Source organism: Pontibacter korlensis, from assembly GCF_000973725.1.
Lineage (GTDB): Bacteria > Bacteroidota > Bacteroidia > Cytophagales > Hymenobacteraceae > Pontibacter > Pontibacter korlensis.
In genome coordinates this window covers 2,147,060-2,172,551 of record NZ_CP009621.1, presented here as the reverse complement: position 1 = coordinate 2,172,551, position 25,492 = coordinate 2,147,060, and the positions used below count along the sequence as shown (strand labels likewise).

Annotated in this window: 21 protein-coding genes; 16 read left to right on the top strand and 5 right to left on the bottom strand. The window is 45.2% G+C overall.

Annotated elements, in window-relative coordinates; genetic code table 11:
- Positions 1–84: 84 nt before the first annotated feature.
- The 9 genes from PKOR_RS23435 (at position 85) to PKOR_RS24065 (ending at position 5,325) form a co-directional block, all read left to right on the top strand.
- The gene (locus PKOR_RS23435) at positions 85–552 is read left to right on the top strand and encodes a hypothetical protein (protein WP_148561656.1); all 468 of its coding nucleotides are present in this window, start codon (positions 85–87) and stop codon (positions 550–552) included.
- Between the two features lie 109 nt (positions 553–661).
- Positions 662–916, top strand: coding sequence for a hypothetical protein (locus tag PKOR_RS09430; protein ID WP_148561655.1), 255 nt, complete (start codon positions 662–664; stop codon positions 914–916).
- Positions 917–933: 17 nt separating this feature from the next.
- On the top strand, positions 934–1,191 hold the full coding sequence (locus tag PKOR_RS09425; RefSeq protein ID WP_046310339.1) for a hypothetical protein: 258 nt from the start codon (positions 934–936) through the stop codon (positions 1,189–1,191).
- Positions 1,192–1,266: 75 nt separating this feature from the next.
- A complete protein-coding gene (locus PKOR_RS09420) occupies positions 1,267–1,881 on the top strand; it encodes a hypothetical protein (protein ID WP_046310338.1) in 615 nt (204 codons plus the stop codon).
- Between the two features lie 71 nt (positions 1,882–1,952).
- Positions 1,953–2,234, top strand: coding sequence for a hypothetical protein (locus tag PKOR_RS09415; RefSeq protein ID WP_046310337.1), 282 nt, complete (start codon positions 1,953–1,955; stop codon positions 2,232–2,234).
- A 145-nt stretch (positions 2,235–2,379) separates the two neighbouring features.
- The gene (locus tag PKOR_RS09410; protein WP_046310335.1) at positions 2,380–3,174 is read left to right on the top strand and encodes a serine hydrolase; all 795 of its coding nucleotides are present in this window, start codon (positions 2,380–2,382) and stop codon (positions 3,172–3,174) included.
- Between the two features lie 73 nt (positions 3,175–3,247).
- On the top strand, positions 3,248–3,643 hold the full coding sequence (locus tag PKOR_RS09405) for a hypothetical protein (protein WP_046310333.1): 396 nt from the start codon (positions 3,248–3,250) through the stop codon (positions 3,641–3,643).
- 88 nt (positions 3,644–3,731) lie between these two features.
- Complete coding sequence (locus tag PKOR_RS09400; RefSeq protein ID WP_046310331.1) at positions 3,732–4,133, top strand: hypothetical protein; 402 nt, start codon at positions 3,732–3,734, stop codon at positions 4,131–4,133.
- Between the two features lie 607 nt (positions 4,134–4,740).
- Entirely contained in the window at positions 4,741–5,325 is a 585-nt protein-coding gene (locus PKOR_RS24065; protein WP_071843129.1) for an antitoxin Xre/MbcA/ParS toxin-binding domain-containing protein, read from the top strand.
- Positions 5,326–5,345: 20 nt separating this feature from the next.
- Here the strand turns inward: PKOR_RS24065 and PKOR_RS09390 are convergent, their stop codons facing one another.
- Complete coding sequence (locus tag PKOR_RS09390; RefSeq protein WP_046314305.1) at positions 5,346–5,996, bottom strand: recombinase family protein; 651 nt, start codon at positions 5,994–5,996, stop codon at positions 5,346–5,348.
- A gap of 851 nt (positions 5,997–6,847) precedes the next feature.
- Between PKOR_RS09390 and PKOR_RS09385 the strand changes: the two genes are divergently transcribed.
- The 7 genes from PKOR_RS09385 to PKOR_RS09355 all read left to right on the top strand — a co-directional run bounded on the left by PKOR_RS09385 (position 6,848) and on the right by PKOR_RS09355 (position 17,266).
- Positions 6,848–8,464 (top strand): type I restriction-modification system subunit M, encoded by a 1,617-nt coding sequence (locus PKOR_RS09385; protein ID WP_046310329.1) that lies wholly within the window; start codon positions 6,848–6,850, stop codon positions 8,462–8,464.
- A gap of 27 nt (positions 8,465–8,491) precedes the next feature.
- On the top strand, positions 8,492–9,343 hold the full coding sequence (locus PKOR_RS23430; RefSeq protein WP_052738787.1) for a DUF6804 family protein: 852 nt from the start codon (positions 8,492–8,494) through the stop codon (positions 9,341–9,343).
- A 73-nt stretch (positions 9,344–9,416) separates the two neighbouring features.
- Positions 9,417–11,357: an AbiA family abortive infection protein gene (locus PKOR_RS09375; RefSeq protein WP_046310328.1), complete on the top strand. Its 1,941-nt coding sequence runs from the start codon at positions 9,417–9,419 to the stop codon at positions 11,355–11,357.
- Between the two features lie 2 nt (positions 11,358–11,359).
- Complete coding sequence (locus PKOR_RS09370; RefSeq protein WP_046310327.1) at positions 11,360–12,583, top strand: restriction endonuclease subunit S; 1,224 nt, start codon at positions 11,360–11,362, stop codon at positions 12,581–12,583.
- A complete protein-coding gene (locus PKOR_RS09365) occupies positions 12,564–15,593 on the top strand; it encodes a type I restriction endonuclease subunit R (RefSeq protein ID WP_046310326.1) in 3,030 nt (1,009 codons plus the stop codon). Before PKOR_RS09370 ends, PKOR_RS09365 begins: the two co-directional genes overlap by 20 nt.
- Positions 15,594–16,243: 650 nt before the next feature.
- The gene (locus PKOR_RS09360) at positions 16,244–16,645 is read left to right on the top strand and encodes a KilA-N domain-containing protein (RefSeq protein WP_046310325.1); all 402 of its coding nucleotides are present in this window, start codon (positions 16,244–16,246) and stop codon (positions 16,643–16,645) included.
- A 99-nt stretch (positions 16,646–16,744) separates the two neighbouring features.
- Positions 16,745–17,266 carry a KilA-N domain-containing protein gene (locus tag PKOR_RS09355; protein ID WP_046310324.1) on the top strand — a complete coding sequence of 174 codons (522 nt, stop codon included), beginning with the start codon at positions 16,745–16,747 and terminating at the stop codon, positions 17,264–17,266.
- Positions 17,267–17,430: 164 nt separating this feature from the next.
- On the opposite strand, the gene PKOR_RS09350 is transcribed toward PKOR_RS09355, so the two are convergent.
- From PKOR_RS09350 to PKOR_RS09335, 4 genes are all read right to left on the bottom strand, one after another.
- Positions 17,431–18,699 (bottom strand): tyrosine-type recombinase/integrase, encoded by a 1,269-nt coding sequence (locus PKOR_RS09350; RefSeq protein ID WP_046314301.1) that lies wholly within the window; start codon positions 18,697–18,699, stop codon positions 17,431–17,433.
- Positions 18,700–19,076: 377 nt separating this feature from the next.
- On the bottom strand, positions 19,077–20,594 hold the full coding sequence (locus tag PKOR_RS09345; RefSeq protein WP_046310323.1) for a calcineurin-like phosphoesterase C-terminal domain-containing protein: 1,518 nt from the start codon (positions 20,592–20,594) through the stop codon (positions 19,077–19,079).
- A gap of 87 nt (positions 20,595–20,681) precedes the next feature.
- Positions 20,682–22,127: a SusD/RagB family nutrient-binding outer membrane lipoprotein gene (locus PKOR_RS09340; protein WP_235337413.1), complete on the bottom strand. Its 1,446-nt coding sequence runs from the start codon at positions 22,125–22,127 to the stop codon at positions 20,682–20,684.
- 87 nt (positions 22,128–22,214) lie between these two features.
- Positions 22,215–25,409, bottom strand: a complete 3,195-nt coding sequence (locus tag PKOR_RS09335) for a SusC/RagA family TonB-linked outer membrane protein (RefSeq protein ID WP_046310319.1) — start codon at positions 25,407–25,409, stop codon at positions 22,215–22,217.
- Positions 25,410–25,492 lie beyond the last annotated feature (83 nt).

Here is a 25,492-nt window from a genome sequence, read left to right as displayed (position 1 = left end):
AATTTGCTAACCAAGCACATGAACTAAGCTGCGGCTACGCCTTGCTCACCTCATGTACCAATCCGTTAGGCTTTATAGAAATCAATGAGAAATTTAATAAGTCTATTACTAATAATGCTTGTCTTAGCATCCTGTAGTGACAATGAATTTATATATTATGAATACAAAGGGGTAACTGTGACGAGACAGGATGGTAATGGTGAGAGTTACTTCTACTACGGCAGATGTGATGACAATGAAAATCCATGCCCAGAAGACTATATCAAAGCCGAATACTATGGATTTGATGGAGTAATGCATGCTTATTTAGTTTTCCAAGAAGATAAAAGAGTAAAGCTTGTCAGAGTCGCTGACAATTATGAGAAAAAGGGAAAGGACTCTTCTTTGTACCTATTTGATTATCGGGCAGGCTATAAGCTCAGTACTTGGTTAGATAGCATTGAAGGTAACTACGATAATGTAGCTCAGGTTTATTATGCAAGGGATGTAGAAAAAACAACTAATGCAGAGAACTTTTCAAGAGTGAATGCCAGCTATCCAATTCAGAATTGAGTTAGTAAACAGTATATCAAAAGGAATTACATAGCCTAACCCAGTGCAGCATTAACCTTCGCTACGCTTCGGCTTCTTCTGCACCAATCCGTTGTGGTGCATTGAAATCATGAAAAGAATAACTATTGATAAGCTAAATATCTACCAGAAGTATGGCGGGGACAACGATGGTTTCGCGAGAGCAGGTAAAGAAGTTGAAAAGCAGAAACTCAATAGTGAAGACTGGGCGCTTATAGATGAGTTAATACAAAGTTTAGAACTCATCAGCAATGGTCTTGCTTCAGGAGACTTTGCAAAAAAAACCTTATCAAGATTAGCAGAGATGGCTGATGAACAAGCATATAGGCAGCTTACGAAAGTATAAAAGCAAATACTCGAAGCATGAGTAACTGGTTTGATAGAATAATAAAGAAGCCTAGAGCATTAGGAATAACAGCCATTGCTCTAAACCTTATACCTACATGGTGGACTTTCTTTTTCTTTATTACAATACCAATTATTTTATTGGGCGTGGTATTCCTGTTTTTGAAGCCAAGAACCAAAGCAGTTTATGAAGTGCCTGCAGGAATACTCATTTTCGGGATAGGCTTTGGGTTACTAATGAGTGTTGTTTCAATAATAGAAATAGTACAGATCTAAAAACAACATACCACAACAAAACCTATAAGTTAGCTGCGCCACCTTTTAGCAAAGCCGTTAGCTTGTATTAGAATCATGAAGAAGAAAACAAATAATACCTACTTATACTTAGCAATAGGAGTCGTTCTTCTTATCGTAATTTCATTTTACTACCTGACAGATTTTTCTACCTATTGGAAGCAACCAGCAGTTCAAACTGAAAAACAAATAGGGAATACGACCTTCGTGTTATTGGACTACGAGCAATGCCCCAGCCAATGCACTCATATGTCGCCATGTGAAAATGTTTACCTATACTCAGTAGAACTTGCTGAAGAGAAAACACTTTACCAATTTTTGAAGGAGTTCAAGCCTTTTAATGGCTGTACATCAAGGATTCTCTTTCAAACTGGAAACACAGTAAGTGAAGGTTGGAGAGCAGCAATATCAGCAAAACCGAACGAAGTAAAATTCAATGAAGCCTACTTCGCACTAAGTTACAATGACAACAGTGGCTTTAGCATTGTCGATTTAGCTAATGGAAAAGCGAACGGGAAGTTCAAGAAGTATGACTCAACTGGAAATCTGTTCATTGAACAAGAGCTTGTGAATAATACTTCTGAAGGGAAAAGAATAGTTTATCATCAGGATTATAGGATTGAGCAAGTTTGGCAGAACAACACTTTAGTATCTGAAGACACAATAAAATAACAAAAGCTAACCACACCCATAAGCCAGCTACGCCGCCTTATGGCCAAGTCCGTTAGCTGTCAAATAAATGAATGAAGAAATTCTTAGCCATATTTTTAGATAAACCTACTATTGTCTCAATACTTGGGATTGCCACAATCATTGCTGGGGTTCCATTGATAATATATATGATGACAACAGGTGGTGGTGGAGGCTTGGGTGCATTCGTTATTTTAGGGTGGCTCGTTGGAGTTTCTTTTATCTTAGCGTTAGACAGATTTTTGGTGAGAGTAGTTAAGCCATACACCCTATCTGTTGTAGAATCTGTTGGCGCTGGTTTAATTTTCATAATGTTGCTGTTAAGCTTTTTATAGGCTCATGATTTTATGATGCTCAACAAGATTCTATAACTAAAACGAAATAAATTCAGCAGCTAACAAAGTATAGCAGTCATGCTTCGGCTGACGCCTCACCATCTGCTATACCAGTACGTTGTACGCCATCCAAACCATTTAAAAAATGAGATTAGCGATACCATTTCTTCTATTTCTCCTGACTTCACGAGTATATGGGCAAATTGATCTAAATACACCTTTCCAAGATTGTAATATACAGGGGAGCATTACCGTATATGACTATCAAGCAAAGAAGTGGATGTCCAGCAATGTCAATGACAGCTATGTAGCCACACTGCCAGCGTCTACCTTTAAAATAATCAACACCTTAATTGCCCTAGAAACGGGCGTCATTGCTGATGAGAACGAAATCATTAAGTGGCCAGGAGAGACTGATACAGTCAAATACGGCTTCCGCCCAGATATCTATCACGACATGAGCCTAAAGGAGGCATTCAAACTTTCAGCAGGTTGGGTTTATGTTGAATTAGCGAAAAAGGTCGGGAAGGCCAAGTATAAGGATCTTCTAACAAAGTCAAACTATGGCAATGCAGATGTCTCTATTAATGATCCAGACTTCTGGAACTTTGGAAAATTTGCCATATCACCCGCTAACCAAATCGAGACCCTCATAGGTGTTTATGAGGAAAGCCTGCCCTTCTCCAAAAGAAGCTTTGCAATCCTGAAGGAAATCATGAAGGAAGAGCAAAACGATAGCTATACCCTAAGAGCAAAAACTGGGTGGACAAGAGACGGCGGAAATGATACTGGCTGGTGGGTTGGCTATGTAGAAAAAGAAGATAACGTGTACTTCTTCGCTACCAGACTTATAAAAGACAGAAACTTGCCAAATCCTAATTTTGGCTCCTGCAGAAAAGAGATAACAAAATCAGTGTTAAGACAACTAAACGTGCTCTAATAAGAACGAACGTACAACCAAACCTATAGTGCATAAACGCACAATAGCAAAGACGTTCTCGGGAATTGTAAGTATGAAAAGCTTAATTTTATATGGTAGAGAAGAACTAAAGAGTATAGGTAAAGCTGATAACTTAATCAGACTTGGACTCTTGATTGTATCAATATTTGTTGGAGCTAATAAATATGGTTCTCTTGCTACAGCGGAAACTATATTTGTCTTCTACTCTGCCATTTCATTGTTCGCAATTGCTTTTTCTGGAAGGAAAATATTTACCCAAAAGAATTTAAGAAAAAGTAATTCTATTGAGCAGGGCAGGTTATTTTATCATCTGATTTCGATAATCATTGTTCTTTCTGGATTGCTATACTTCCAGAGCCGAACTGCCTATATTTTTACAGCTGCATTCACAATTATCTTTTGCTTTGTGGCAGTAGTGAGTATGCTATTGATAAAACCAAAAAGATAGAATAACTACCGAGAACAAGGCACATAAGCAAAGCTACGGCTACGCTTCGCTTACCTTATGTGCTAATCCGTTGTAGGTCATTAAAACTATGAATCTGACTCAATACGAATACCTAAATAAAATATTGGCGGTTGTGGACGCTTGTCAGGTGGATTGCAAGATTAGTTTTTCATTTAATCTACCAGCAGAATTTTATGACCTTTCTAATCCTGAGAATAAGAAGGGACAGGCAATAAAGAAGTATGTTGACCAGAACTTCGATTTTTCTTTGACTCAAGAAAATAAGGAAAACCTAATCGAAGATTTAGGCTCAAGCTTTGTGGATGGAGAAATTTGCCACTATCTCTTTATCAAGGACTCAATTAAAATTGGAGAAGGTTTCGACAATTGTGAAATAAATTATCTGAACCCCAAATACTTTCATTTAACTGCCGAACATCTTGAAATTTTAGGAGATGTATACCTTCATTTAACCGAAGAAATAAATTAAAAATAGCATCCTACAATCGAGTAGCCCGCCGTGAGCAAAATTGCCCACGGTGAGGCTCTCCCACCACCCTGCGTACGGGTCGCGTACAGGGCGGTTCGTCAAGGATAGCACAGCCGCCCATTACACCAGCCGCGCCCTCGCCCTAGTTTGGGATAAGGCTAGCGAACTCCACCGTCTGAGCCTCCTAATCGGATTTCGGGCAACTTGACGCTTGGTCCTCCACCACCATGTGGAACCTTCGCAGACCAACTTACTGCTAAGGGATTTGCCCCCTCTGGATAACCTGAGGTATTCTTTTCGAAATGTTACTCGCGCCATGCAGGGCGCGCACAAGGCGTAAAAGCCATACTTTGGCTACGCCGCGTTTGCTCTTTATACAACGCGCTCCGCTCAAAAAGCTTAAAACGGGCCGGTGTTATACACGCCCTTACGCCCTTAAACGGGTACCCCGGACGTTTTTTTCTAAGGGAGGGGGGAACCTGCAGCAAAGAGGTTCCTCCAAACCATGTTCCGCTGCAGTTGCCTGAAACGCACTCTGGTACCAGTCGCGCTTAGATAAAGAACTCTAAGGATTTGTCGTATAACAGGTGATTTAGGATATTTAGCTATGGAATTAAGACTCATCCGCAACGAAGACGATTACCAGGACGCGCTCAGGCAGATCAAAGCGCTGTGGGGCGCTGTGCCAGGCACACCTGACGGAGACAGGCTGGAGATCCTCTCCATGCTCGTCAGCAGGTACGAGGAGGAGCATTACCCCATCGACGGACCTGACCCGGTGGAGTACATCAAGGTCCGCATGGAGGAGTTGGGGCTCCGGCACGAGGACCTGGTGCCCTACATAGGCAGCAGGGAAAGCGTCACGGAGGTGCTGGACGGTAAGCGCCCGCTGACTCTGGAGATGATCCGCAGCCTGCACCGTGGCCTCGGCTTTTCCCTGAAGGCGCTCATTGCCGCCCCTTCGGGACCAGGCTTGAAGACTAAACCTCAAACTCAACATCAAGAGATGGAGGATCCCATAACAATAAAAGGAATAGAGGTATTCGAGGACGAGGACGCTTTTCAGAGGTGGCTCAACACCAGGAACACGGCCTTAGGGAAAGAGAAGCCCATTGACTGGCTGGACACCCCGGAAAGAAGAAAGCGGGTGTTAAACGTGCTGGTGTGCATCGAGCACGGGATGTACTCCTGACAGCCTCTGCCTTCCGGTGCTTATGAAACCTTCACTGGAGGAGAGGAGCTTCTTTCGCCCACCAGCGCCTTCTTTACACGCTGCACGGTGCTCACCCCCACCCCGCAGAGCTTGGCCGTCTCCCGGATAGACTGCCCCGCCCGGAGGTAGCGGACCACCTTCGGGTGCGACCTGACGATGTCCTTGGTGCTCCCCTGCGGCCTGCCCAATGCCTTGCCTCTGCGCCTGGCCTCCTCCAGCCCCGACTTCACCCGCTCGATCAGGGTGATGCGCTCCATGCGTCCGATGTCTGCCAGGATGGTGAGCAGGAACTGGGCCATGGCGTTCACCGTGCCGTCAGGGTTGAGCGTCTCTATACTGTAGTTCTTCACCACCACGCTGACCTGGAGCGCGTGCAGGGCTTCCAGCGTGGCCAGCACCTGTGCCGTGTCCCGCCCCAGCCTGGTCACCTCGTGCACCAGCACCTTGTTGATCTTCCTGCCTTCTGCCAGCCTGAGCAGGCGCTGAATGCCCTTGCGCTCGGTGTTCTTTTTAGCCCCTGAGACGGTTTCGGTAATAAGCTCTATGACCTCATACTCCTGTGAGGCGGCGTACTCCGTGAGCTCCGACACCTGCCTGTCGTAGCTCTGGTCTGCCTTGGATACCCTGACCAGTATAGCAACTTTGTTCATAGCAGTCATTTTGGTGTTGACGTGAGAAGTTCTGAACATGGGACTAATATAGCAAAAGTATTCAAATAAACTAGTGGTTATCTGAATACAGTTTTCCCTGTACGAGGACCGGCCTCAGGAGAGCGTAAGTAAGGCGTGTTTTCGGACACCTTTTTTTGAATACACCCCAGCCCTCTAAACAAAAGGCCGAAGGGCTGGCGCCAGGGATTACCACTCGAAAAGATTAAACAGCAATTAAGCCCTCACAAGCGCTTTATTAAAGCAGGGATTAGAGGCTGATTAGTCTTCCCAGGCACATGATCCTTTGCGCCCATAGAAAGGAGAAAGCATCATTATGCTCTCTTGTAGACGACTGCTCTGCAAGCGCTCTCACTATTGCTTCTTCTCAGTGCCTCAGGAGGCTCCTGTTGCTGTAAAGTCCACTTTCCCTCATCTGTGTCTGCCCAATGGGCGCACTCCTCCCCTTCCAACCAGCGGCACCTTTACTCAAAAACTATTTCTGGGCATTTATATAGAAGGGGGATCAATGATTCTTCCAGTACAAAGGTTTATTAAATATTGTTAATCGGTAATATTCGGTAGTAGCTACAAGTTTATGGTGGGCCGAATTAGACGAGCAATCAATAAACAGGGTAAACTCGCCTGAAAAAAATACATGTGTAGTTACCACAGTATGATAACCTTTCATATAAAAGATCCCTTGTTAACTGTTCAAGTGTTCGCCCCGGCTTCTTAGCACCTGAAGTACTGTTCTCAACACCTACATCATCTAAAAAAGTATATATATAACCCTAAATATTATACAGTTTTCTGTATCTTGAACTTTGTTTAAACTACGAGTACACCCTTACATGGCCAAGAATAATACCCCTGCCGCTGCACCCAAAGCGGATATAGATTTTGAAAACGAACTCTGGAATGCTGCCAACGAACTGCGTGGCGCTGTTGCCGAGAACCAGTACAAAGATTACGTACTCTCGCTGCTGTTTTTAAAGCACCTTTCAGAGCGATTTGAGATACGAAAGCAAGAGATAGAACAGTCTTTTGCAGACCCTAAAAGCGACTACTATAGCATTGAAAAGCACCAGCAGACCGAAGTGCTGGAAGATGAGCTGGAGTACCAGGTAAAGAACGTATACCGCCTGCCGAAGGAAGCAACCTGGGAATACCTGCGCGAGAACGCCGAGCAGGACGACATCAAGGTGAAGGTGGACCAGGCTTTTGTGCTCATCGACGAGATCCTGAGCAAGCGCAACCCCGACTACAAAGGCGTTCTGGAGCCGATCTTCGTGAAAAGCCAGCTCTCCCCTACGCAGGTGGCCGGGCTCATTAACTTGTTCTCCAAAGAGAAGTTCTCTGAGATCAATAACCCCGAATCCGACATCTACGGCCGCGTGTATGAGTACTACATTGGCAAGTTTGCCATGGCCGAAGGCTCCGGGGCTGGGCAGTTTTTTACGCCGGGCTCGGTGGTGCGTCTGCTTGTGGAGATGTTGGAGCCGCTCAAGGGCCGCATCATGGACCTGGCCTGCGGTTCGGGTGGTATGTTTGTGCAGAGCCTCAAGTTTCTGCAGGCGCACGGCGGCGACAAAAACGACATCTCCATTTACGGGCAGGAGCGCTACGAAGGCACGCTGCGCCTCTGCAAAATGAACCTGCTGCTGCGCAACCTCTCCTTCGACGTAAAGCTGGGCGACTCGCTGCTGCAGGACCGCTTCCCCGACCTGAAGGCCGACTACGCCCTCATGAACCCGCCGTTCAACATCAGTAACTGGCACCCCGAACTGCTGCCCGACAACGACCCGCGCCTCTTCGGGGCCAAAGATACTTTTACCACTCCCGGCAATGCCAACTACATGTGGTTCCAGACGCTGTGGCACCACCTCTCGGAGCGCGGCACGGCAGGCGTGGTGATGGCTAACGGCGCCATGACTACCGGAAGCGCCGGCGAAAAGAACGTGCGCGAGCACATGATACAGCAAGGCATGGTAGACTGCATTGTGCAGATGCCCGACAAGCTGTTCCTGACCACCGGCATACCAGCCTGTATCTTTATTTTGAGCAAGAACCGTGACGGCCGCGACGGCGAGCACCGCGAGCGCAAAAACGAGATCCTCTTTATAGATGCTCGCAAACTGGGCACCATGGCCAGCCGACGCCTGCGTGTGTTCGAAGATGCCGACGTGGCCCGCATTGCCGACACTTACCATACCTGGCGCAACATCGGCGGCAGCTATACCGACACCGAAGGCTTCTGCAAGGCCGCTACCTTAACCGAGGTGGCCGCCAACAACTACGTGCTCTCGCCGGGCCGCTACGTGGGCTCCGAAGCCGAGGAAGACGACGGCGTGCCGTTTGAAGAGAAGATGAAGCTGCTGACCACCGAACTGGCCGCTCAGTTTGAAGAAAGCGCCCTGCTGGAGAAGCGGATTCGGGAGAATCTGGAGGGGATTGGGTTTGGGTTGTAAGAGATAGTATAATACACCCTTTAGTTTATGAAATTAACATTGAATAATTTCAAAGTAATTGCTTGCCTAGCATTATTACTAGGAACATTAAATCTACCAATCGGATACTATCTTCCTTTAAGGATAATAGTTATAGGAGCAGCAATTGGCAGTCTAATTAAAGATTATGATAATGACTCTCAAGAACCATTTTTCACTTATGCTTACATAGCAATTATCATAGTATTCAACCCTATATTCCCCCTTCCTTTTGGCAAAACAATTTGGGTAGTAATAGATATAATAACCTGCTTGATTCTGTTTCTTTCACTCTTTAACAATACTACAAAAAAAACAAAAATCAGTAAAAAGAGAAGGCTTTCTGTGCAGGAGTTGAATGAACTTGCTCCTTTTTCAAAAGAGGAAATTGAAGTTGCTAAGTATTTTGAAACTGTGTGCTTAGTAAATAATTTGCCCATATACCCTATTGATTATTATAGTGATGAGGGAAGAAAAGCTCTAGAATCATCAAAAGAGTTTTTTAAGATTCCACCAGGTACAATGGATACCTTAGATAAACAAGAAGAAAGGCATCAGAGATATAGACAAATTCTCTACTGGTTTAAGGCAAATGAATATGGCCCTCCATACACAGAAGATGAAATCAACAAGGCTCTGAAATGGGAAAAGGAAGATTATGAATATTCTTGTATGTATGAAGATACAGAAGGAGAGCCAGTTTGGCCACCTCCTATAGATAAAGACCCTATCACTGGCAATTCTTACTTAGATATTAAAATGTATTTAATGAAGGCAGGGATTATAGAGAATTACAGAATTCTTAGAGTTGGGATTAACAATAGATATATATTCATACCTGTCAATAAAAAGAATTTCTAACCTTCAACAATCATATAAACACATACTGCTCATAGCAATTGAGTAGCATGAACAACAAAAATGTATACAGGCTATGGGCAACTTAAAAAAACTTCAGTTTGGATATTTCATTGACTATGAATTATGGTTAGAAGCAAAAAGGCTTCTGGATTTCCAAATCAGCAACAAGAAAACAAACAGATATTATAATACCTTAAATTTTTTCTATTTCGAATCTATACAGAGCAAGACGAAACAGGTTGCTACTAAGACTTACTTCAAAGAAAAAGTTCAGAACAATTTCTTTTACGCTCTTGAAAAAGAATTCTTTTTCTACAAGTATACTCTACCCAAAGATGGAATTGGTCTAAGAAGATACTTTTTCTTTGGATACCCTATGCAAGTATTTTACTATGCTGTTGGTATATATTTACTAAAGGTGTCTCAACAGTTTTTAGCAGATTATTCCAGAAAGAATCATCATTGCTTTTATGGAGGCAATTTAACATTTGAAAAAGATAAACTGCACGTAAATCCAACGTCTACAACCTACTACAGTAGCTACAAGAAATTCAAAGAAAAATTAGACCAAGAAATAAAGAAGAATGCAAATAGATCAGTTATAAAGGTAGATATCCAAAACTATTTTGATAACATATCAATGCATAAACTACTAACAGAAATGTTAGAAAGAGTAAAATTTAGTGATAAACAGCTATACAATTTTGATAAATCAACTGTAGACTTGATAGACTTCTACTTTAGGTTTCTTAATGAAGATAGAGACTGTTTACCCCAAAGTGATAATAACGTCATCTCAAGCTTTATAGGGTATTTATACTTGACTTTAGGCGATTTGTATATAGAAGATTCTATCAACGAGATAAAGAGGTTATATCCTAACTTTCTTAAAGAATATAAAATCATTCGATATGTTGATGACATACATATATCGCTTGATTTTTTTTCTCCTAAAGATGAAGCTAAAGCGCATTCATTAAAAGAAAGTAAGTTCATTTATGATTTACTAAATCTGATTTCAGATAAGTTTTATAAAAATCTAAATCTGCGATTTAATTCTAAAACTGAAATTTTTGATTTAAATGAAAAGAAAGACTTCAACATACTTAAGAACTTAGTTGAATCTTCTTCTCCAGAGTACCCAGAGCCAAATGCTAACAATGGCACAAGTATACCTGACAAAGGTCAACTAATCATAGATACATTAGATAGAATAAAGGCTTTAGATTTATTAAAAGTTGTAGAAGGTAAGCACGAGATTGATTTGACCTATTTGAATGATATTTACGATGACAAGGTTCGTACTTTCCTGCAGTCGCCACAAAACATAAAAAAATTAGACGCAATATTTACAGACTTTAATTATGATTTGTTTAGGTTGAAAACCAAGCCACTGATTGTTATTCTAGCGCTCTCCAATAAAGCTACTGGTGAATTTGAAAATTTCCTTGTGTCAAAATCACACCTCACTACTTTTGATAGAGATCTTATCATCAATTATTTGTGTCAGACTGGTTTCAACAATAAAAAACTGGTGTCTAAACTTTATAGTGATAACCAGATAAAGGACATTTTCAATGAAATCAAAGCTAAAAAAGTAGTAAATAATAAGCTGCCTGGCTACTACAAGATAGAATTCGCAAAGTTAAAGAGGTTTAAAAATGAAATCAGTCTTATCGAACAGATAAGGTTAAGGACTCACTATGAAAGAATCAGCAACTACTCTATAAGCCTAAACCTGCTATTAAATGAGATTCATCTTATTTGTAGTCTACTTGAATGTAAAGATATAAAGGGGTACGATGTATCAGATGTTCGTTCATTCCTTACAGCTGAAGGTGTAGAGAATAATGAAGTTATAAAGATTGCTACATTATTTGATAGACGTAATAATAACCCAATATCGCACTCAGGTAATAACATTAGAGTAGCTAGCTCTATCACAAAAGACGAGTATTTCGTCTTCAAGAATAGTGTAGATAATGTACTTGGCTTTCTATTAAGTAAGAACTAATTATGGCTTCTTTTAAAACCTATAAAGTAGGCAATCTTTACAGCGTTGCTTCTGGCTTATCAAAGTCAAGAAGTGAGTTTGGCTTTGGCCACCCTTTCGTGACGTTTAAAGATGTCTTCTACAACTTCTTCATACCTACAGAACTTGAAAGCTTAGCAAACACAACAGATAAGGAAAGAACCTCCTGCTCTGTAAAGCGTGGAGATATTTTCCTGACACGAACCAGCGAAACAATGCATGAGTTGGGTATGAGTGCAGTTGCACTCAAGGACTATGAAAATGCTACTTTCAATGGCTTTACGAAACGCTTGCGCCTGAAGGATAAAGTTTCAGTTGAGATAGATCCAGTCTTCATTGGCTACTACTTCCGAACAACCCACATCAGAAATCAGATTGGAATGCACGCAACTATGACGACCAGAGCAAGTCTGAATAGTGCAGCTATAAACTCTATCGAAATAACTATACCTGAAATTGAAGTTCAGAAAAGAATTGGTGAGATTCTTAAAAGTATAGATGACAAAATAGAGCTGAACCGCCGCATGAACCAAACACTGGAGCAAATGGCGCAAACGCTCTTCCGGCAGTATTTCGTGGATGGTATTGATGAAGAGAATCTGCCGGAGGGATGGCGAGTAGGAAGTATTTATCAAATAGCAGATGTTATTTACGGTGCAGCTTTTTCATCAAAAAAATTCAATGAAAAAGGAGAAGGTCTGCCTCTAATTAGAATTAGAGATCTAAAGAATTTTAAACCTCAATACTATACAACTGAAAACCATAAAAAAGCTACGATCATCAATAAGGGTGATATCATAGTTGGTATGGACGCAGAGTTCAGTCCGTGTATATGGCAAGGTGAAAAAGCATACTTAAATCAGCGAGTTTGTTATTTTAAACCATTAAATAGCTCAATTCACAGCTACTTTATTTTTGAATCTATAAAGCCACATCTGAAGTTCTTTGAAGCTGCAAAAGTAGGTACAACAGTTATTCATTTAGGAAAATCTGATATAGATACTTTTAAGGTTATCATACCAACTGAAGATAAGTTAGAAGCTTTCTATAATCTTATAGATCCATTATTTAATAAGGTTATCCATTTAAGTTCTGAGATTAATACGCTTACCCAACTCCGCGATACGCTTCTTCCCAAACTCATTTCGGGAGAAATTGATGTAATGCAAACCAAACCGGAAGAGCTGCATGAGCCAGTACTTAGCTGAAGAAGCCATTGAGCAGGCGGCCATTGCCTGGCTGCGCGAACAGGAGCACTATACCTATAAACACGGCTCCGAGATAAAGCGCGACCTGAGTAAGGCTGTGCTCGAAGACGTGTTTGAGGCTTTTCTGCAGCGCCGCTACCCGCAGGTGCCGCAAAAAGTGCTGGCCGAGCTGAAGCAGGAGTTCCTCTACAACCCCGGCGCCGATCTGCACCAGCGCAACCACGCCTTCCACCTCAAACTCAGCAAAGGCATCAGCAAAACCTGGAAAGACGAAACCGGCAAGCAGCATTTCGGCCACTTCTACCCCATCGCCTACGATGATGTGCAGCAAAATGAGTTTCGGGTGGTCAACCAGTTTACCATCGTCGGCAAAAGCAAGCGCATCCCCGACCTGATCATTTTCGTGAACGGCCTGCCGCTGGTGCTCTTCGAGTTCAAGAACCTCTTCAGCCAGGACGCCACCGTAGAAGCCGCTTACAACCAGGTGCAGCACTATACCTACCAGATTCCGCAGCTCTTCGAGTACAACGCCCTCACGGTGGTCAGCGACGGCCAGACCACCCTGCACGGCATGTACAGCAGCGGTCTGGAGTGGTTCGCCGCCTGGAAAAGTATAGATGGGATCACGGTGATCCCAAACGGATTCGCACTCGAAACACTCATCAAAGGTTTGCTCGTGCCCAAGCGACTTTTGCAATACGTGCGCCACTACATCTTCCACGAGCTCGACAAGGGCCATCTGATCAAGAAAGGCGCCAAGTACCACCAGTTCTTCGGCATACAGTATGCTCTGCAGGAAACCCTGAAGAGCGTGCGCCCCTACGGCGACGGCCGCATTGGCGTAGTATGGCACACCACCCGCTCCGGCAAAAGCATTACCATGGCCATTTACACCGGTATCCTGCGCCAGCTGCAAGAGCTGAAGAACCCAACCATTGTGGTGCAGGTAGACCGCTTCGACCTCAACCGCCAGCTCTTCGACGATTTTGTGGCCGCCAAAGACCTGGTAGGTGATGTGCAGATTGCCAACACCACCGACGAGCTACGCGCCCTCTTGAGTGGCGATGGCGGCGGCGTGGTGTTCAGCACCGTGCAGAAGTTTAACCTGAAAGAAACCGCCACCGGCCGCGAGCTGGAGCACCCCGTGCTGAGCACCCGCGACAACATCATCGTGATTGCAGACGAGTGCCACCGCACCCAGTATGGCTTGGTGCAGGGCTTTGCCAACAACCTGCGCCGCGCCTTGCCGCAAGCCTCCTTCATCGGCTTCACCGGCACGCCCGTCGACAGCAAAGACGCCGACACCGTAGCCGTGTTCGGCGACATCATCCATACCTACGACATCCGCCAGGCCACCGAAGACAAAGCCGTGGTACCGATCTACTACGAACCTCGCCTGGCCAAGCTGCACCTGGGCAATGCGCAGCTGGAAGATGAAGCCGAAGAGATAACCAGTGGTCTGGAAGAAAGCGACAAGAACAAGATACTCTGGGCCGCCATGGAAGACGCTGCCGGAGCCAAAGAGCGCGTAGAAGCCATCGCCCGCGACATCCTGCAGCACTATACCTCCCGCACTACGCAGGGAGCGAGAATGGAAGGCAAAGCCATGATCGTGTGCATGAGCCGCCGCAACTGCGTGAAGCTCTATGATGCTTTAACGGCATTGGATGGCTGCCCCGAAGTAGCCGTGATCATGACGACCAACATCGCCAAAGATCCGGTTACCTGGAACCCGCACGTGCGCACCAAAGAGCAGATGGAAGAGGTAAAAGCCCGCTTCAAAGACCCGGACGATCCGCTGAAACTCGTGATCGTACGCGACATGTGGCTCACCGGCTTCGACAACCCCGCCATGCATACCTTGTATGTCGACAAAGTGATGAGCGGCCACAACCTGATACAGGCCGTTAACCGCGTCGCCACCGTGTTCCGCGACAAGCCCAGTGGCCTGATCGTCGACTACATCGGCATCGGTGACAGGTTGCGTGATGCGACGAAGAAGTATACTTCGGCAGGCGGCTCAGGCAGAGTAACCGTGGATATAGAAGAAGCTTTCTCGCTTGCCCAGGAAGTAGTCGAGCTACTGAAGGAGCAACTCCCAGAAGGTTTAAACTACACTACCTGGCCTGCCTTAACCGGGCCAGATAAGATCAAGTTGGTAAGTCAGGCAACTAATCACTTTGTCTCCGATGATGAGCTGTGTAAAGCTTTTATGCTGAACGAGAAGAAGCTCAGCAGCCTCGCCCCTATCATCAAAAGCCATGAAAGCATAAACGACATAGCGCTAGACCTGATCTTCTTCCAGCACGTGGGTGCAGCGGTACGTAAAGTGAAGTACCCAAGCACTAACATCAAGAAAAAGCAGGATAAGATAAAAGACCTGATCCACCGCAGCATCGAGAGCGAAGAGGTGGTGGACGTGTTTCAGATGGCCGGCATCGAGCGCTTCGACATCTCCATCATCAACGACGACTTCCTGGCTACCGCCAAAGAGCAGAAGACAGGTAACGAGCTAAAACTGGAGCTTCTGCGCCAAATCATGAACGACGAGATAAAAGTGCGCTCCATGAAGAACCTGGTGAAGTACAGGAAGCTGAAAGAGGAAGTAGAACGCATCATCTCAGATTACCACAACCACTTCTTCGACAGCCTGGTGGCTATGGAAAAGCTGCGCGAGGTGGCCAAGCACATGCAGGAGGAAGACGAGCGCCGCAACCAGCTAGGGATTACGGAAGAGGAAGAAGCTTTTTACGAGATCCTAGCCAAGCACCCCAACGCCGTGCAGGACTTCGACCTGATCAAAGAACTGGTGCAGAAGATTCTGGCTGAGGTGAAGAAAAGCGCCTCCCAACCCGACTGGTATAAGAAAGACGACACCAAAGCTCAGCTACAGCTAGCCGTGAAAAAGGTGCTGCGCTTCAAGGTAAAAGACGAGCTGCAGGAAATTCTGGACGAGGTGATGGAGCAGGCTGAGGCCAGATTTAAGGAGTATGATATGAGTGTGGCATAGCCAGCCATTTTACTAGCCCATATACGCCACAATAACCATAGCTACTTACCTCCCTTCGAAGCGATTAAAAGGATATTTAACCAGGCTTGCAAGCTTGCAGAAACCATCTAGCTTGCCTCTTCCCGGTATGCTCAGACATTGTTCGCTTTCCCTGGCGGCAGTTTTCTCATTTCTCTTTACTTAAGAGAGAACGGTAAAAATTTCCTGCAAAAAAGCTGCAAATAAATCGCAAATAATCCGGCTGGCTTCCTTATTAACTTTGTGTCGTACCAAATGAGAGAGGCGTATGATAAACGAATCATTAGTAGTTATCGGAAACCGAGTCAGCCAGTTAACTTTGAATAACTGGTATCAAACAACGAACGATTTTTCAGTTTCAGGCCAAACGGATACCCATTGGCTTCCCCTAAGGCCGCTACTTTTGCTAAGACCAGCACAGGCTCCTCCCACTCCAACAAATTAGCCAAAGGTCGAGCAACATCTATAAGCCGAGATTGAAGCTGAAGTACTAATGCCCATGAGCATTTCAACTGCTAATGGCTGCCTGTGTCTAACTCACAGGAACTGAATCCAATTGGGTATGAGTAATAAAAATTTACTACCAGACAAAGTCATTAATTTATCATTCACACAAAAGAAAGGAGGATAACATGAACGAACTTAATGTGCGCCAGGATGATATCAACGATTTCAAAATTAGTGTGAGTAATACATATGGTGAAATTCCATTTTGCCTAGTCGAAGAGGATATGGTAGAGGCTGGTTTTATGGAGCGTAGATTTAAAGATAAAAAAATCCATGACTTCATAAAGAAAGAAAATGTCAAGGATTTCATGCATGAGCTGAGTAGTGATATATTCGGTCCAGCCTTGGTTAAGAGAAACTGGGGTCTTGGTTCTGAAACCTGGATGCATAAGATATTGGCATTGAAATATGCCGCATGGCTGAATCCAAGTTTTGAACTATGGGTGTATAAGCAAGCAGAGAAAATATTATCGGATGAACATAACCTTAAATGGGAAGATAATTTGGTTCTTCAGACTGAAGAATAATTCTTTAAGTAGGTCAAGTAGCAAGCAACATCCATAAACTGTAACCGGAGCTAAATCATCAGCGCTCGAGACTACTTCTATCAACTAGAGGCTGCTTGAATGTCTCTTGCAGTAGTTGACTTAAGACGGGTACAGACACTAGTATTTATTATTAGGCTTATGCCAGTGTTATCACCTATCATTCACATAAAAAGAAAGGAGGAAAACATGAAAAGCCTTGGCGTACAAGTATATGATTCTAACTATATCGGGTTTTATCCAGATGGTGACTCTAGAGGGCTTCTCCTTAGCTTGAATGAAGAACAGATGGTAAATGCCACATTAATGGCAAGAGATTATCCAGAAAAAAATATCAATGACTTCATCGAAGACAAACAAGTCATAGCATTTATGGATAGGTTGAGCGAGGAAACAGGAAGCCCTGTTTTAGTCAAGGAGTACTGGAGCTCCGGATATAGCATTTGGATGCATAGGGCATTAGCTTTCAAATTTGCAGTTTGGCTAACGCTGGACTTTGAACTATGGCTGTATAATGTTACGGAGAAGATACTTTTAGCTGATATTGACTATCCTGACACTGAGCCTTTAGTAGAACAAAGTAGTGATCAGATTGACGACTAACTTTCTGTAAAGGGTACTCAGGATAAATTTACCCAGGTCGAACTTGTCCCTTTTGTGATGGTTCGCCCTGGGTTTTTTAGTATCACCAAAAAGCAATAATCTATAGCCTCTTTTGCTCTTTAGTAGTATTCAGGCTGATGACAGGCAAAATCTCCCATCCCTACTTATTCTATCTCGGCCTCTTCCTTATCCTTCCTAAAAGCTGTAAGCTGCTCTGCAAAACGCTTCTTAAGGTCGCTTTCAAAGCTGTCCAGATAGCTCTCGGTTGTTTTCATATCGCTGTGCCCGAGAGACTCTGATATAAGCTCCATTGAGGCACCTGAGCGTTTGAGTACAGTTGAGAAAGAATGGCGCGCGGTATAGGTAGACACGTTCTTTTCTATGCCTACTTCTGCAGCTATCCTTTTAATGTACTTGTTTATGGCCTTCGTTGCGTATCGCACCTGAGCCAGCTCTTCCTCCGGAGAAAGTCCCTTCTTTAAGATCGGGAAAACATAGCTATCGCTCTTAGCAGGTTTGTTCCCCCAGCGCTTAATAATTTGCTTCATCTCAGGGGTGAGGACAGCAACGATAGGTTTTATATTTTGCCTGTTCGTTCGCTCCGTCTTTGCCCTAACAAAGGTAATTTCGTCGCCTGTAATATTCTCATACCTTAAGCGAGCCATGTCCTTCACATTGATACCGTTGCACAGGTAGGAGAAAAACCACAAGTCCCTTGCTTTGGCCTCTCCGTCATGCTTTGGTTCATAGGTAACGATCTTCTCAATGTCACTTAAGGTAAGCGCCTTCTTCACATTGCGGCTGGCCGGAATAGTGTACTTTCTTTTGCCAAAAGGATACATTTCAGGACTAACTTCTCCAGATGCTATGGCGTCATTGAAGACGGCACGCAGGGGGCGTAGATATATGCCGACGGTAGTCAAAGATTTACCAGATCCCACCATCCATTTCTCGTATGTCTGCAGGAAGGTTTTTGTAACCGAAGTGAACGGCAGGGGCTTATTTTTACAAAATTCGAGCAGAGACTTATAGGAGCATTCATAGTTACTTGCTGTTCCAGCCCGTCCCTCTTTTTTGATTTCCGCAATCTTGTATCGATATGCGGCAAATACATCTCCCTTCTTATAATCTGTCACATACCTGCTCTCGAAAGCCTCAAAGCTGAAGACCGGCAGCTTCTCGATCACCTCTAGTGCTGCGTGTTCAGCTTTGTCCAGGCTGAGGCTAGCTTCTTTATAGCCGCCGCGAGCCTTTGGGCTTCGTATTTTCTCGAACTCAGCTAAGGTGTAACGGTAGGGCTCCCCCCTCTCGTTAATAACCGGGTAGTACTTTTGCTTACGCTGGTAGGTGATCCTTAGCTTTACGGGATAGAGGCCATCACTATGCGGTCTGCGTGTGTCAAGAATGATGGCAGTAGAGACTTTTTGCTTCATACTTTTCACCATTTGATGTACATACGATGTACATACAATTTGCATACATTTCGCTAGAATGTCAAGAAACGACTGTTACTAACAAGAGGTAAAAACCGCCTCTATTGCTCAGAACCAAACATTTCCAAACATCTGTAATTTACTATATAGTACTTAGATAAAACTACGAATCAGAAGGTTAGGGGTTCGACTCCCTTCGTGACCACCGAAAAGCCTCTTAGAGAAATCTGAGAGGCTTTTTTATTTTAGGCTAAGTTAGTTATAAGCTACATTTAACGAGGCATTATAAACAAGCAGAGGCAGGTTTACTCCCTGCCTCTGCTTGTTTATACTACTCTCAAGTTATTGAGCAGCACCTTTAGTACGTGAACTTAGCACTATAGGCGGCTCAACCCTTTCGCATCAGCATCAATTTTGAAAATATTGCCAAACCTGTCAGTAGCTTGTATCGTGATGGTTTTGGCCTTGCCAGTTGGCTGAGCAAAGAACATGTGGTCAGTTGGGTGTGGCTCTACCCATTTATGCTTGGCTGGCTTGGAGGCGCCTAGATGAAGCTCCACCGACAGAGGGTCCAGCGTTGTAGCACGCTCCATTTGCCCCATGTTCTTTCCATCCTCCAGCCACTCTACTTTCCACTGCGGGTCCCAATTCCATACATTGGCAGCTATTTGCTGCGGCTTCTCTGGCACGGCTCCTACTGGGTACACGCGTATCTGGTGCTCTTTCGACAAGCCAGTAGACTTGTAGTACCATTTCACTTCTGAACCGTCTACTTCATACACGCCATAGCCACTCGGAGTGCCATCGTAACAGATAGGCCCAGTCCACCAGGCGCCGCAAACGGTACCATGTACGTGTTCTATAATGTTATCTCCCTCAAACACTTTTTCATTAAAGTGGGTGTGTCCTGACATAATGTGCGCCTTGTAAGGTGCTAATAGTCGGTACAGCTCTTTACGGTTGGACACCACACCACCCAACGATGGTTCTTTCTCATTGTTGCGGGTGTGCTGGTTGGTGTAAGCTGGGATGTGCAGGTTCACTACAACAGTTGTTCCTGGCTTCAAAGTAGCTAAATCCTGCTCCAGCCACGCCAGCTGGCGCTCAGTCAGGTAACCGATGTACTTTTTGGCTGTGCCGATAAAGAACACATCATCCAGCACCACATAGTGTATTTCTCCACGGTTAAAGGAGTAGTAAGTTGGCCCAAACAGTTCCTTAAATTTCTCCGATGATCCTTCATCGGTGCGTGCCTCCAGGTTCATGTCGTGGTTGCCAATAACCTGGAAGAAAGGTATACCTGCAATGTTGATGGCTTGCTGGTAATCCTCAAACAGCTCAAACTTGTCCCACACCAAGTCGCCACAGCCGATGCCGTGAAACAGGGTATCAGCAGGATAGCTATTTACCAGCTCCTTCAGGTCTGGAGCCGACTTGGTTTTCAGCTCCTCTGCATCTGCTTCAGAGATAATCTGCGGATCTGCCCATACTACAAAGTTGTGCTTTGTATCATCCTTCGTCAGCTTTTTTAACTCAAAATCAGCTTTGTAGCGGCCACGGCTTGCCTTTATACGCTTGTAAAAGCGTGCTATGCCGTTTTCGTTCGCAAAGTCGTAACCGCGCGGAACAGAAATGTATACAAAGTCTGCAGTAGCATTGCTCTGTAGCTCGTACCTGCCGCTACCATCTGTTAGCACCACATTATAGCCGTCGGTAACTGCCACACCGGCTATACCTTTGCCGCCAGTATGTACCTTACCAGAAAGGTTTACAAGAGAAAGGTCTTTGCCTTTTGCAGGCGCTGTTGGTTTAGCCTGCAACACACTTGGCGATAAGGTTAGGCCTACACCTGCTAGGCCTAAAGACTTAAGAAAGGATCTTCTTTTCTGAGACATTATTTAAAAATTAAAAGTTGGAAAGAAAGAAGCAGGCACCAGCAGCACCTGCCTCATTAAATGAAAAGTGTGATTCATTTAATGCAGTTACTTCTCCCACCAAACTTTGGTGTTAATATCATCGCCGCCCATACGCTCCACAGCTTTCATATAGTTTTCACTGTTCATCTGCTGCACGGTGGCAGGGTAGCGGAAGCGTACTGGCACCATTTTGTCGTTCATCATACTCTCTGTTTTAGGAAGTACAGGCAAGCCGGTGCGGCGATACTCGAACCACTGCTGATAGTCGTTGAAGTACAAGGCAAAGTACTTCTGCAGCATAATGCGCTCGAAAGTGCCGTTATAAGCAGCAGTCGGATTTTCAAAGTAGTCTGCCGGGAATTCCGCCCCCCACTGCTCAATAGCAGCCTTTACACCTTTTTCGTAATGTACCTGCGCATCTGAGCTGATGATTCCTTTTTGCGCCAGTTCTGCCTTGATAAACTCAACTTCGGCGTAGCTCATGATCACAGAAATCATTGGTGCCGTTACCAGTTCGATGTTTGGGCTAGATGGAGAGAAATCGAATTGTGCATCGCCGCCATCGTAGCCGCTTGGTATACCTCTGAACCCTATTTTAGTAGCGCCGTCTTTTGATGTAGCCTGTCCAAAGAACTTCTCACGACGGGGGTCATTCAGCTCATTCAGGTTGTCGATAAAGAAAGCAGAAGCCGCACGACCTGTTCTGAAGTCTACGGCACGCCCCCAAGGCGACACCAGCGGCGGTACACCTGTAATTTCAAGTATGGCTGCCTCTTCGTTGCTGGTGAACACAGGATACTGCTCAGGGTTGTTGATGATCTCAGCCATTCTTGCCGTTGCATTCGTTTCGGTTCTATTAGACACCCTTAACAGCAAGCGCAGGCGCAGCGAGTTACAGAAGCGCTGCCAGTTACCCACGTTATTGTCAAAGAGAATCTCAGTACCATAAATCATTGGCTTAGATGTGTCGAACAGGGTGCTCGCTCTATCTAAGTCAGCCAGTATCTTGGTGTATACTTCTTGCTGTGTATTGAAGGCCGGATAGAAAACGCCCTCGTCACCACGCGTAGCTTCTTCCATCGGCACATCCCCAAAAGAGTCTGTCAGGAGCGAGTAAACCCAAGCATTTAGGGTAAGAGCGATTGCCTCATAGTTTGGATCCTCAGCAGCTACAGCAGCAGCCTGCATTTCCTTTATATTCGTGAGCCAACGGTAATAAGTGTTCCAGGTAGAATTACCTGCGCCGTCACCAACATCGTAGCGGTGCTCCCCGCCAGATGGGCTCGGGAACGGCAACGAAACCTGCATTATCTCGAACGTGAAGGCATTGCTTCGGGAGGTATTAAAGCTGGCAACTTCATAAATAATCGGATTCAGCAAGGTGCCAGGGCTAATTTTCTCAATTCTGTTAGGGTCGAGATTGATCTCCTCAAAGTCGTCGGTGCATGAAACGGTTACACTACCCAATGCCACCAACAAAACCAAAAACTTCTTTATACTTTTTGTCATCATCTTTTTGCTTTAGGAGGACCAGCCTGCTTTATTAAGTATAGCGCTGGCTGGTTCTTTTCCTGATAGTACTATTGGTAAAGGGTTTATTTAAAACTGCAGTGTTACGTTTGCACCGAAAGTTCTTGTAGAAGGCATCTGGCCTATCTCAACACCTGGCATAATGGTAGAACCATTCAGGGCTGCCGTTTCAGGGTCGAAGATTGGGAAGTCGGTGAGCATAGCCAGATCACGGCCATACAGTGCCACACTCGCGCCATTCAGGAACTTGGTTTTAGCAAGCAGCGACTTTGGAAGGTTGTACTCCAGGCGCATTTCGCGGAGCTTCAGGTAAGAAGCATCGAAAGAGTTAGACTCTACGTTGGCGCGGCGGTAGTAGCGCTTGTAGTACTGCAGCGGGCTCACTTTAGTCGTATTCTCTGAGTAAGTTCCGTCGCCGTTGTCTACCACACCGTCGCCAATAATGAAGCCTTCTGCGCGGCCCATGAGCGTGTGCTTCAACTTACCTTGCTCCGACATTTTGTGGTGTGTCTGTGAGTAGATGATACCACCATACTGCCCATCCACCAGCACACTGAAGCGGAAGTTCTTGTAAGAAAATTCGTTAGTAAAACCACCTTTCCAGTCGGCGTAGGCGTTGCCAATATACTGCGTCTCGTCCGGGTAAGCTGGCAGACCGGCCTTATCATACACAATCTGTCCGTCCGGGCTTCTTACAAAGCCGTAACCGTAGATATCACCTGTAGTACCGCCCACTTTGGCAATAATGGTAGCCTGGCCACCAGAAGCGATTACCTGCTGATCAGTACCCAGGCCTTCAGCTAGCTCCAGGACTTTGTTGTCGTTTTTAGACCATACCACTGTAGATCTCCACTGGAAATTGCGGGTCTCAACAGGCGTAGCATTCAGCATCAGTTCAACACCCTGGTTGCGTACCTTACCGGCATTCATCACGGCTCTGCTATAGCCAGTAGTTGGGTCAAGCGGCATATCTAGGATCTGGTTCTTCGTGAAGCTTCTGTACAGGGTAATGTCCATGCCCAGGCGACCCTGGAAGAGTCTGTATTCTAAACCAGCTTCATAGTTTGTGGTGATTTCTGGCTTAAAGTCTACGTTGTGCAAGGTAGTTGGCACTGAACCCGAGCCTGCAAACTCGCTCTGCCCGTAGTACTTCCTTGTTTTGTAAGGATCTGTGTCGTTACCCACCTGTGCTGCCGACAACCTAAGTTTAGCATAAGAGATCTGGCGTGGCAGTGTCAGGATATCGCTCAGGATAAAGCTTGAGCTGATAGATGGGTAGAAGAAGGAGTTGTTCTGCACAGGCAGTGTGCTCGACCAGTCGTTACGGCCTGTTACGTCAACAAACACTTTGTCCTGGTAAGAGAACGAGGCTAGGGCATAAAGGCTGTTCACTTGCTTCTGCAAGTGGCGTGTTGTCATCATTGGAGTGCTGATGCCATTCGACAACTTGTATACTCCCGGAATCACCAGACCATCTACCACACCGTTAGTGCCTCTGTACTTGCGGCGCATGGTGTTACCACCCACTGAAGCTCTTACATCAATGTCACTGCCAATTTTCTCACGGTAAGTAAACAAGGCGTCTGTGTTGATCTCGTAGTCGAAAATGCCCTGCTCTTTGTAGTAGCCGTACTGGAAGTTGGCTGTGCTGAAAGGGCGACGCTGCTCACGGTCTTCGCTGCTCAAATCTATACCTGAACGCACCATTGCCTCAAACTTAGGAGAGATCTCGTAAGTAGCCGAGATATTACCAACAGTAGAGTAGTTATTCAGCGCATTGGTCATCTCGTAGGCGATAACGTACGGGTTATCGATGTAAGAGCTAAAAGGGTGAATCTGGTCTATTTGCTCCTGCCCTTTCTTCCATCTTGGCTTATACCAGGCCAGGTCCACGTTAGGGTTCTGGAAGATCATAAAGTAGGAGATAGACTGGTTGTTGTAACCAGTAGCTGGCAGGTTATCACTTGTCTTGTGCGTGAAATTAACCTTAGAGGCTAATCTTAGCTTGTCTGACGCTTTGTAATTCAGGCTCAGAGCAGCCGTCATACGCTCAAAGCCCGTGTTAGGCATAATCCACTCGTTTTTAGAGTGTGTGATGGAGGCACGAGCAGAACCTTTTTCATTTCCACCTGCAATGGCCACACTGTTTGTGATAGTGGAACCCGTGCGGAAGAAGCCTTTTACGTTATCTTTATAAGGTCTCCATAGCTGGCGCTCTGCAGACTGTCCTTCCAAAGTAGGATCGTATTGGTAGTAGTATTGTCCGTCGAATTTTGGACCATAGGCGCTACTTGTACTTCCTGTGTTAGCACCGTCTTCCGACGCACGGTAAGAGTAGTATGGCTGACCATCCTTGTTCAGGTTTTCAGTACCCTGTCCGTACTCATGCTGAAAATCAGGCCATCTTAATACATCGTTAAAGCTGATGTTGGTGTTAACCGTTACACCCAGACCTTTCTGCTGGCGGTTTCCTGATTTCGTTGTGATGATCAAGGCACCGTTGGCTGCACGGCTACCGTAAAGCGCTGCCGCACTTGGGCCTTTCAGCACTGTTATACTTTCTATATCATCTGGGTTGATATCAGCAATTCCGTTACCAAAGTCGATCGGCACGTCATTTCCGGAACCGGCACCATAAGCGCTGCTCACACCGGAGCTGGTCATTTCGCTGCTCATAGGCACACCGTCCAACACAATAAGCGCGTTGTTACCATCCGGGTTAAGTGAGTTATCCCCTCTCAGTGATATTCTTGTAGAGTTTACCGGGCCAGAACCTGGAGAAATCAGGCTAAGGCCTGCTACCTTACCAGATAGAGCGCTCGCAAAGTTGTTAGAGCGGGCGTTGGTGATACTCTCGCCGCTTACTGTTTGGGTGGCATAGCCTAGGGCTTTCTCCTCTCGCTCAATACCTAGTGCGGTTACTACTACTTCGCTAAGGCTATTTGTGTCTTCGCGAAGCGTAATATCTACAACCTCCCGGTTTCCAACTGTTACTTCCTGGTTTAAAAAACCGATGTAGCTAACTACCAGCACATCCTCAGCGCTGTTAACTCTTAGAGTATAGCTACCGTCCAAGTTGGTAACTGTACCAGTTGTAGTTCCTTTGATAGCTACACTGGCGCCAGGCAATGGCGTACCGTTCCCGTCCTTTACCGCTCCTCTGACTGTTTGCGCTTGTGCAAATGCACTACAACAGCATAGCAGCACTAAGAAAACGGTTGCTACCACGTGTTTACTAATACCTTTGGTAAAATTCAAACTCATTGCTTTGCATTATTAGTTTGCCTGCAAAGCTATTGCCACTGTGTCAAGACACAGTTAAGGGTGCTTTAAGTAAAAGTTAAGTA

Bases quoted from the DNA above. Each gene is read 5' to 3' on its own strand.
- PKOR_RS23435 (WP_148561656.1), top strand. From the start codon at position 85: ATGAGAAATTTAATAAGTCTATTACTAATAATGCTTGTCTTAGCATCC.
- PKOR_RS09430 (WP_148561655.1), top strand. From the start codon at position 662: ATGAAAAGAATAACTATTGATAAGCTAAATATCTACCAGAAGTATGGC.
- PKOR_RS09425 (WP_046310339.1), top strand. From the start codon at position 934: ATGAGTAACTGGTTTGATAGAATAATAAAGAAGCCTAGAGCATTAGGA.
- PKOR_RS09420 (WP_046310338.1), top strand. From the start codon at position 1,267: ATGAAGAAGAAAACAAATAATACCTACTTATACTTAGCAATAGGAGTC.
- PKOR_RS09415 (WP_046310337.1), top strand. From the start codon at position 1,953: ATGAAGAAATTCTTAGCCATATTTTTAGATAAACCTACTATTGTCTCA.
- PKOR_RS09410 (WP_046310335.1), top strand. From the start codon at position 2,380: ATGAGATTAGCGATACCATTTCTTCTATTTCTCCTGACTTCACGAGTA.
- PKOR_RS09405 (WP_046310333.1), top strand. From the start codon at position 3,248: ATGAAAAGCTTAATTTTATATGGTAGAGAAGAACTAAAGAGTATAGGT.
- PKOR_RS09400 (WP_046310331.1), top strand. From the start codon at position 3,732: ATGAATCTGACTCAATACGAATACCTAAATAAAATATTGGCGGTTGTG.
- PKOR_RS24065 (WP_071843129.1), top strand. From the start codon at position 4,741: ATGGAATTAAGACTCATCCGCAACGAAGACGATTACCAGGACGCGCTC.
- PKOR_RS09390 (WP_046314305.1), bottom strand. From the start codon at position 5,996: ATGAACAAAGTTGCTATACTGGTCAGGGTATCCAAGGCAGACCAGAGC.
- PKOR_RS09385 (WP_046310329.1), top strand. From the start codon at position 6,848: ATGGCCAAGAATAATACCCCTGCCGCTGCACCCAAAGCGGATATAGAT.
- PKOR_RS23430 (WP_052738787.1), top strand. From the start codon at position 8,492: ATGAAATTAACATTGAATAATTTCAAAGTAATTGCTTGCCTAGCATTA.
- PKOR_RS09375 (WP_046310328.1), top strand. From the start codon at position 9,417: ATGGGCAACTTAAAAAAACTTCAGTTTGGATATTTCATTGACTATGAA.
- PKOR_RS09370 (WP_046310327.1), top strand. From the start codon at position 11,360: ATGGCTTCTTTTAAAACCTATAAAGTAGGCAATCTTTACAGCGTTGCT.
- PKOR_RS09365 (WP_046310326.1), top strand. From the start codon at position 12,564: ATGAGCCAGTACTTAGCTGAAGAAGCCATTGAGCAGGCGGCCATTGCC.
- PKOR_RS09360 (WP_046310325.1), top strand. From the start codon at position 16,244: ATGAACGAACTTAATGTGCGCCAGGATGATATCAACGATTTCAAAATT.
- PKOR_RS09355 (WP_046310324.1), top strand. From the start codon at position 16,745: ATGTCTCTTGCAGTAGTTGACTTAAGACGGGTACAGACACTAGTATTT.
- PKOR_RS09350 (WP_046314301.1), bottom strand. From the start codon at position 18,699: ATGAAGCAAAAAGTCTCTACTGCCATCATTCTTGACACACGCAGACCG.
- PKOR_RS09345 (WP_046310323.1), bottom strand. From the start codon at position 20,594: ATGTCTCAGAAAAGAAGATCCTTTCTTAAGTCTTTAGGCCTAGCAGGT.
- PKOR_RS09340 (WP_235337413.1), bottom strand. From the start codon at position 22,127: ATGATGACAAAAAGTATAAAGAAGTTTTTGGTTTTGTTGGTGGCATTG.
- PKOR_RS09335 (WP_046310319.1), bottom strand. From the start codon at position 25,409: ATGAGTTTGAATTTTACCAAAGGTATTAGTAAACACGTGGTAGCAACC.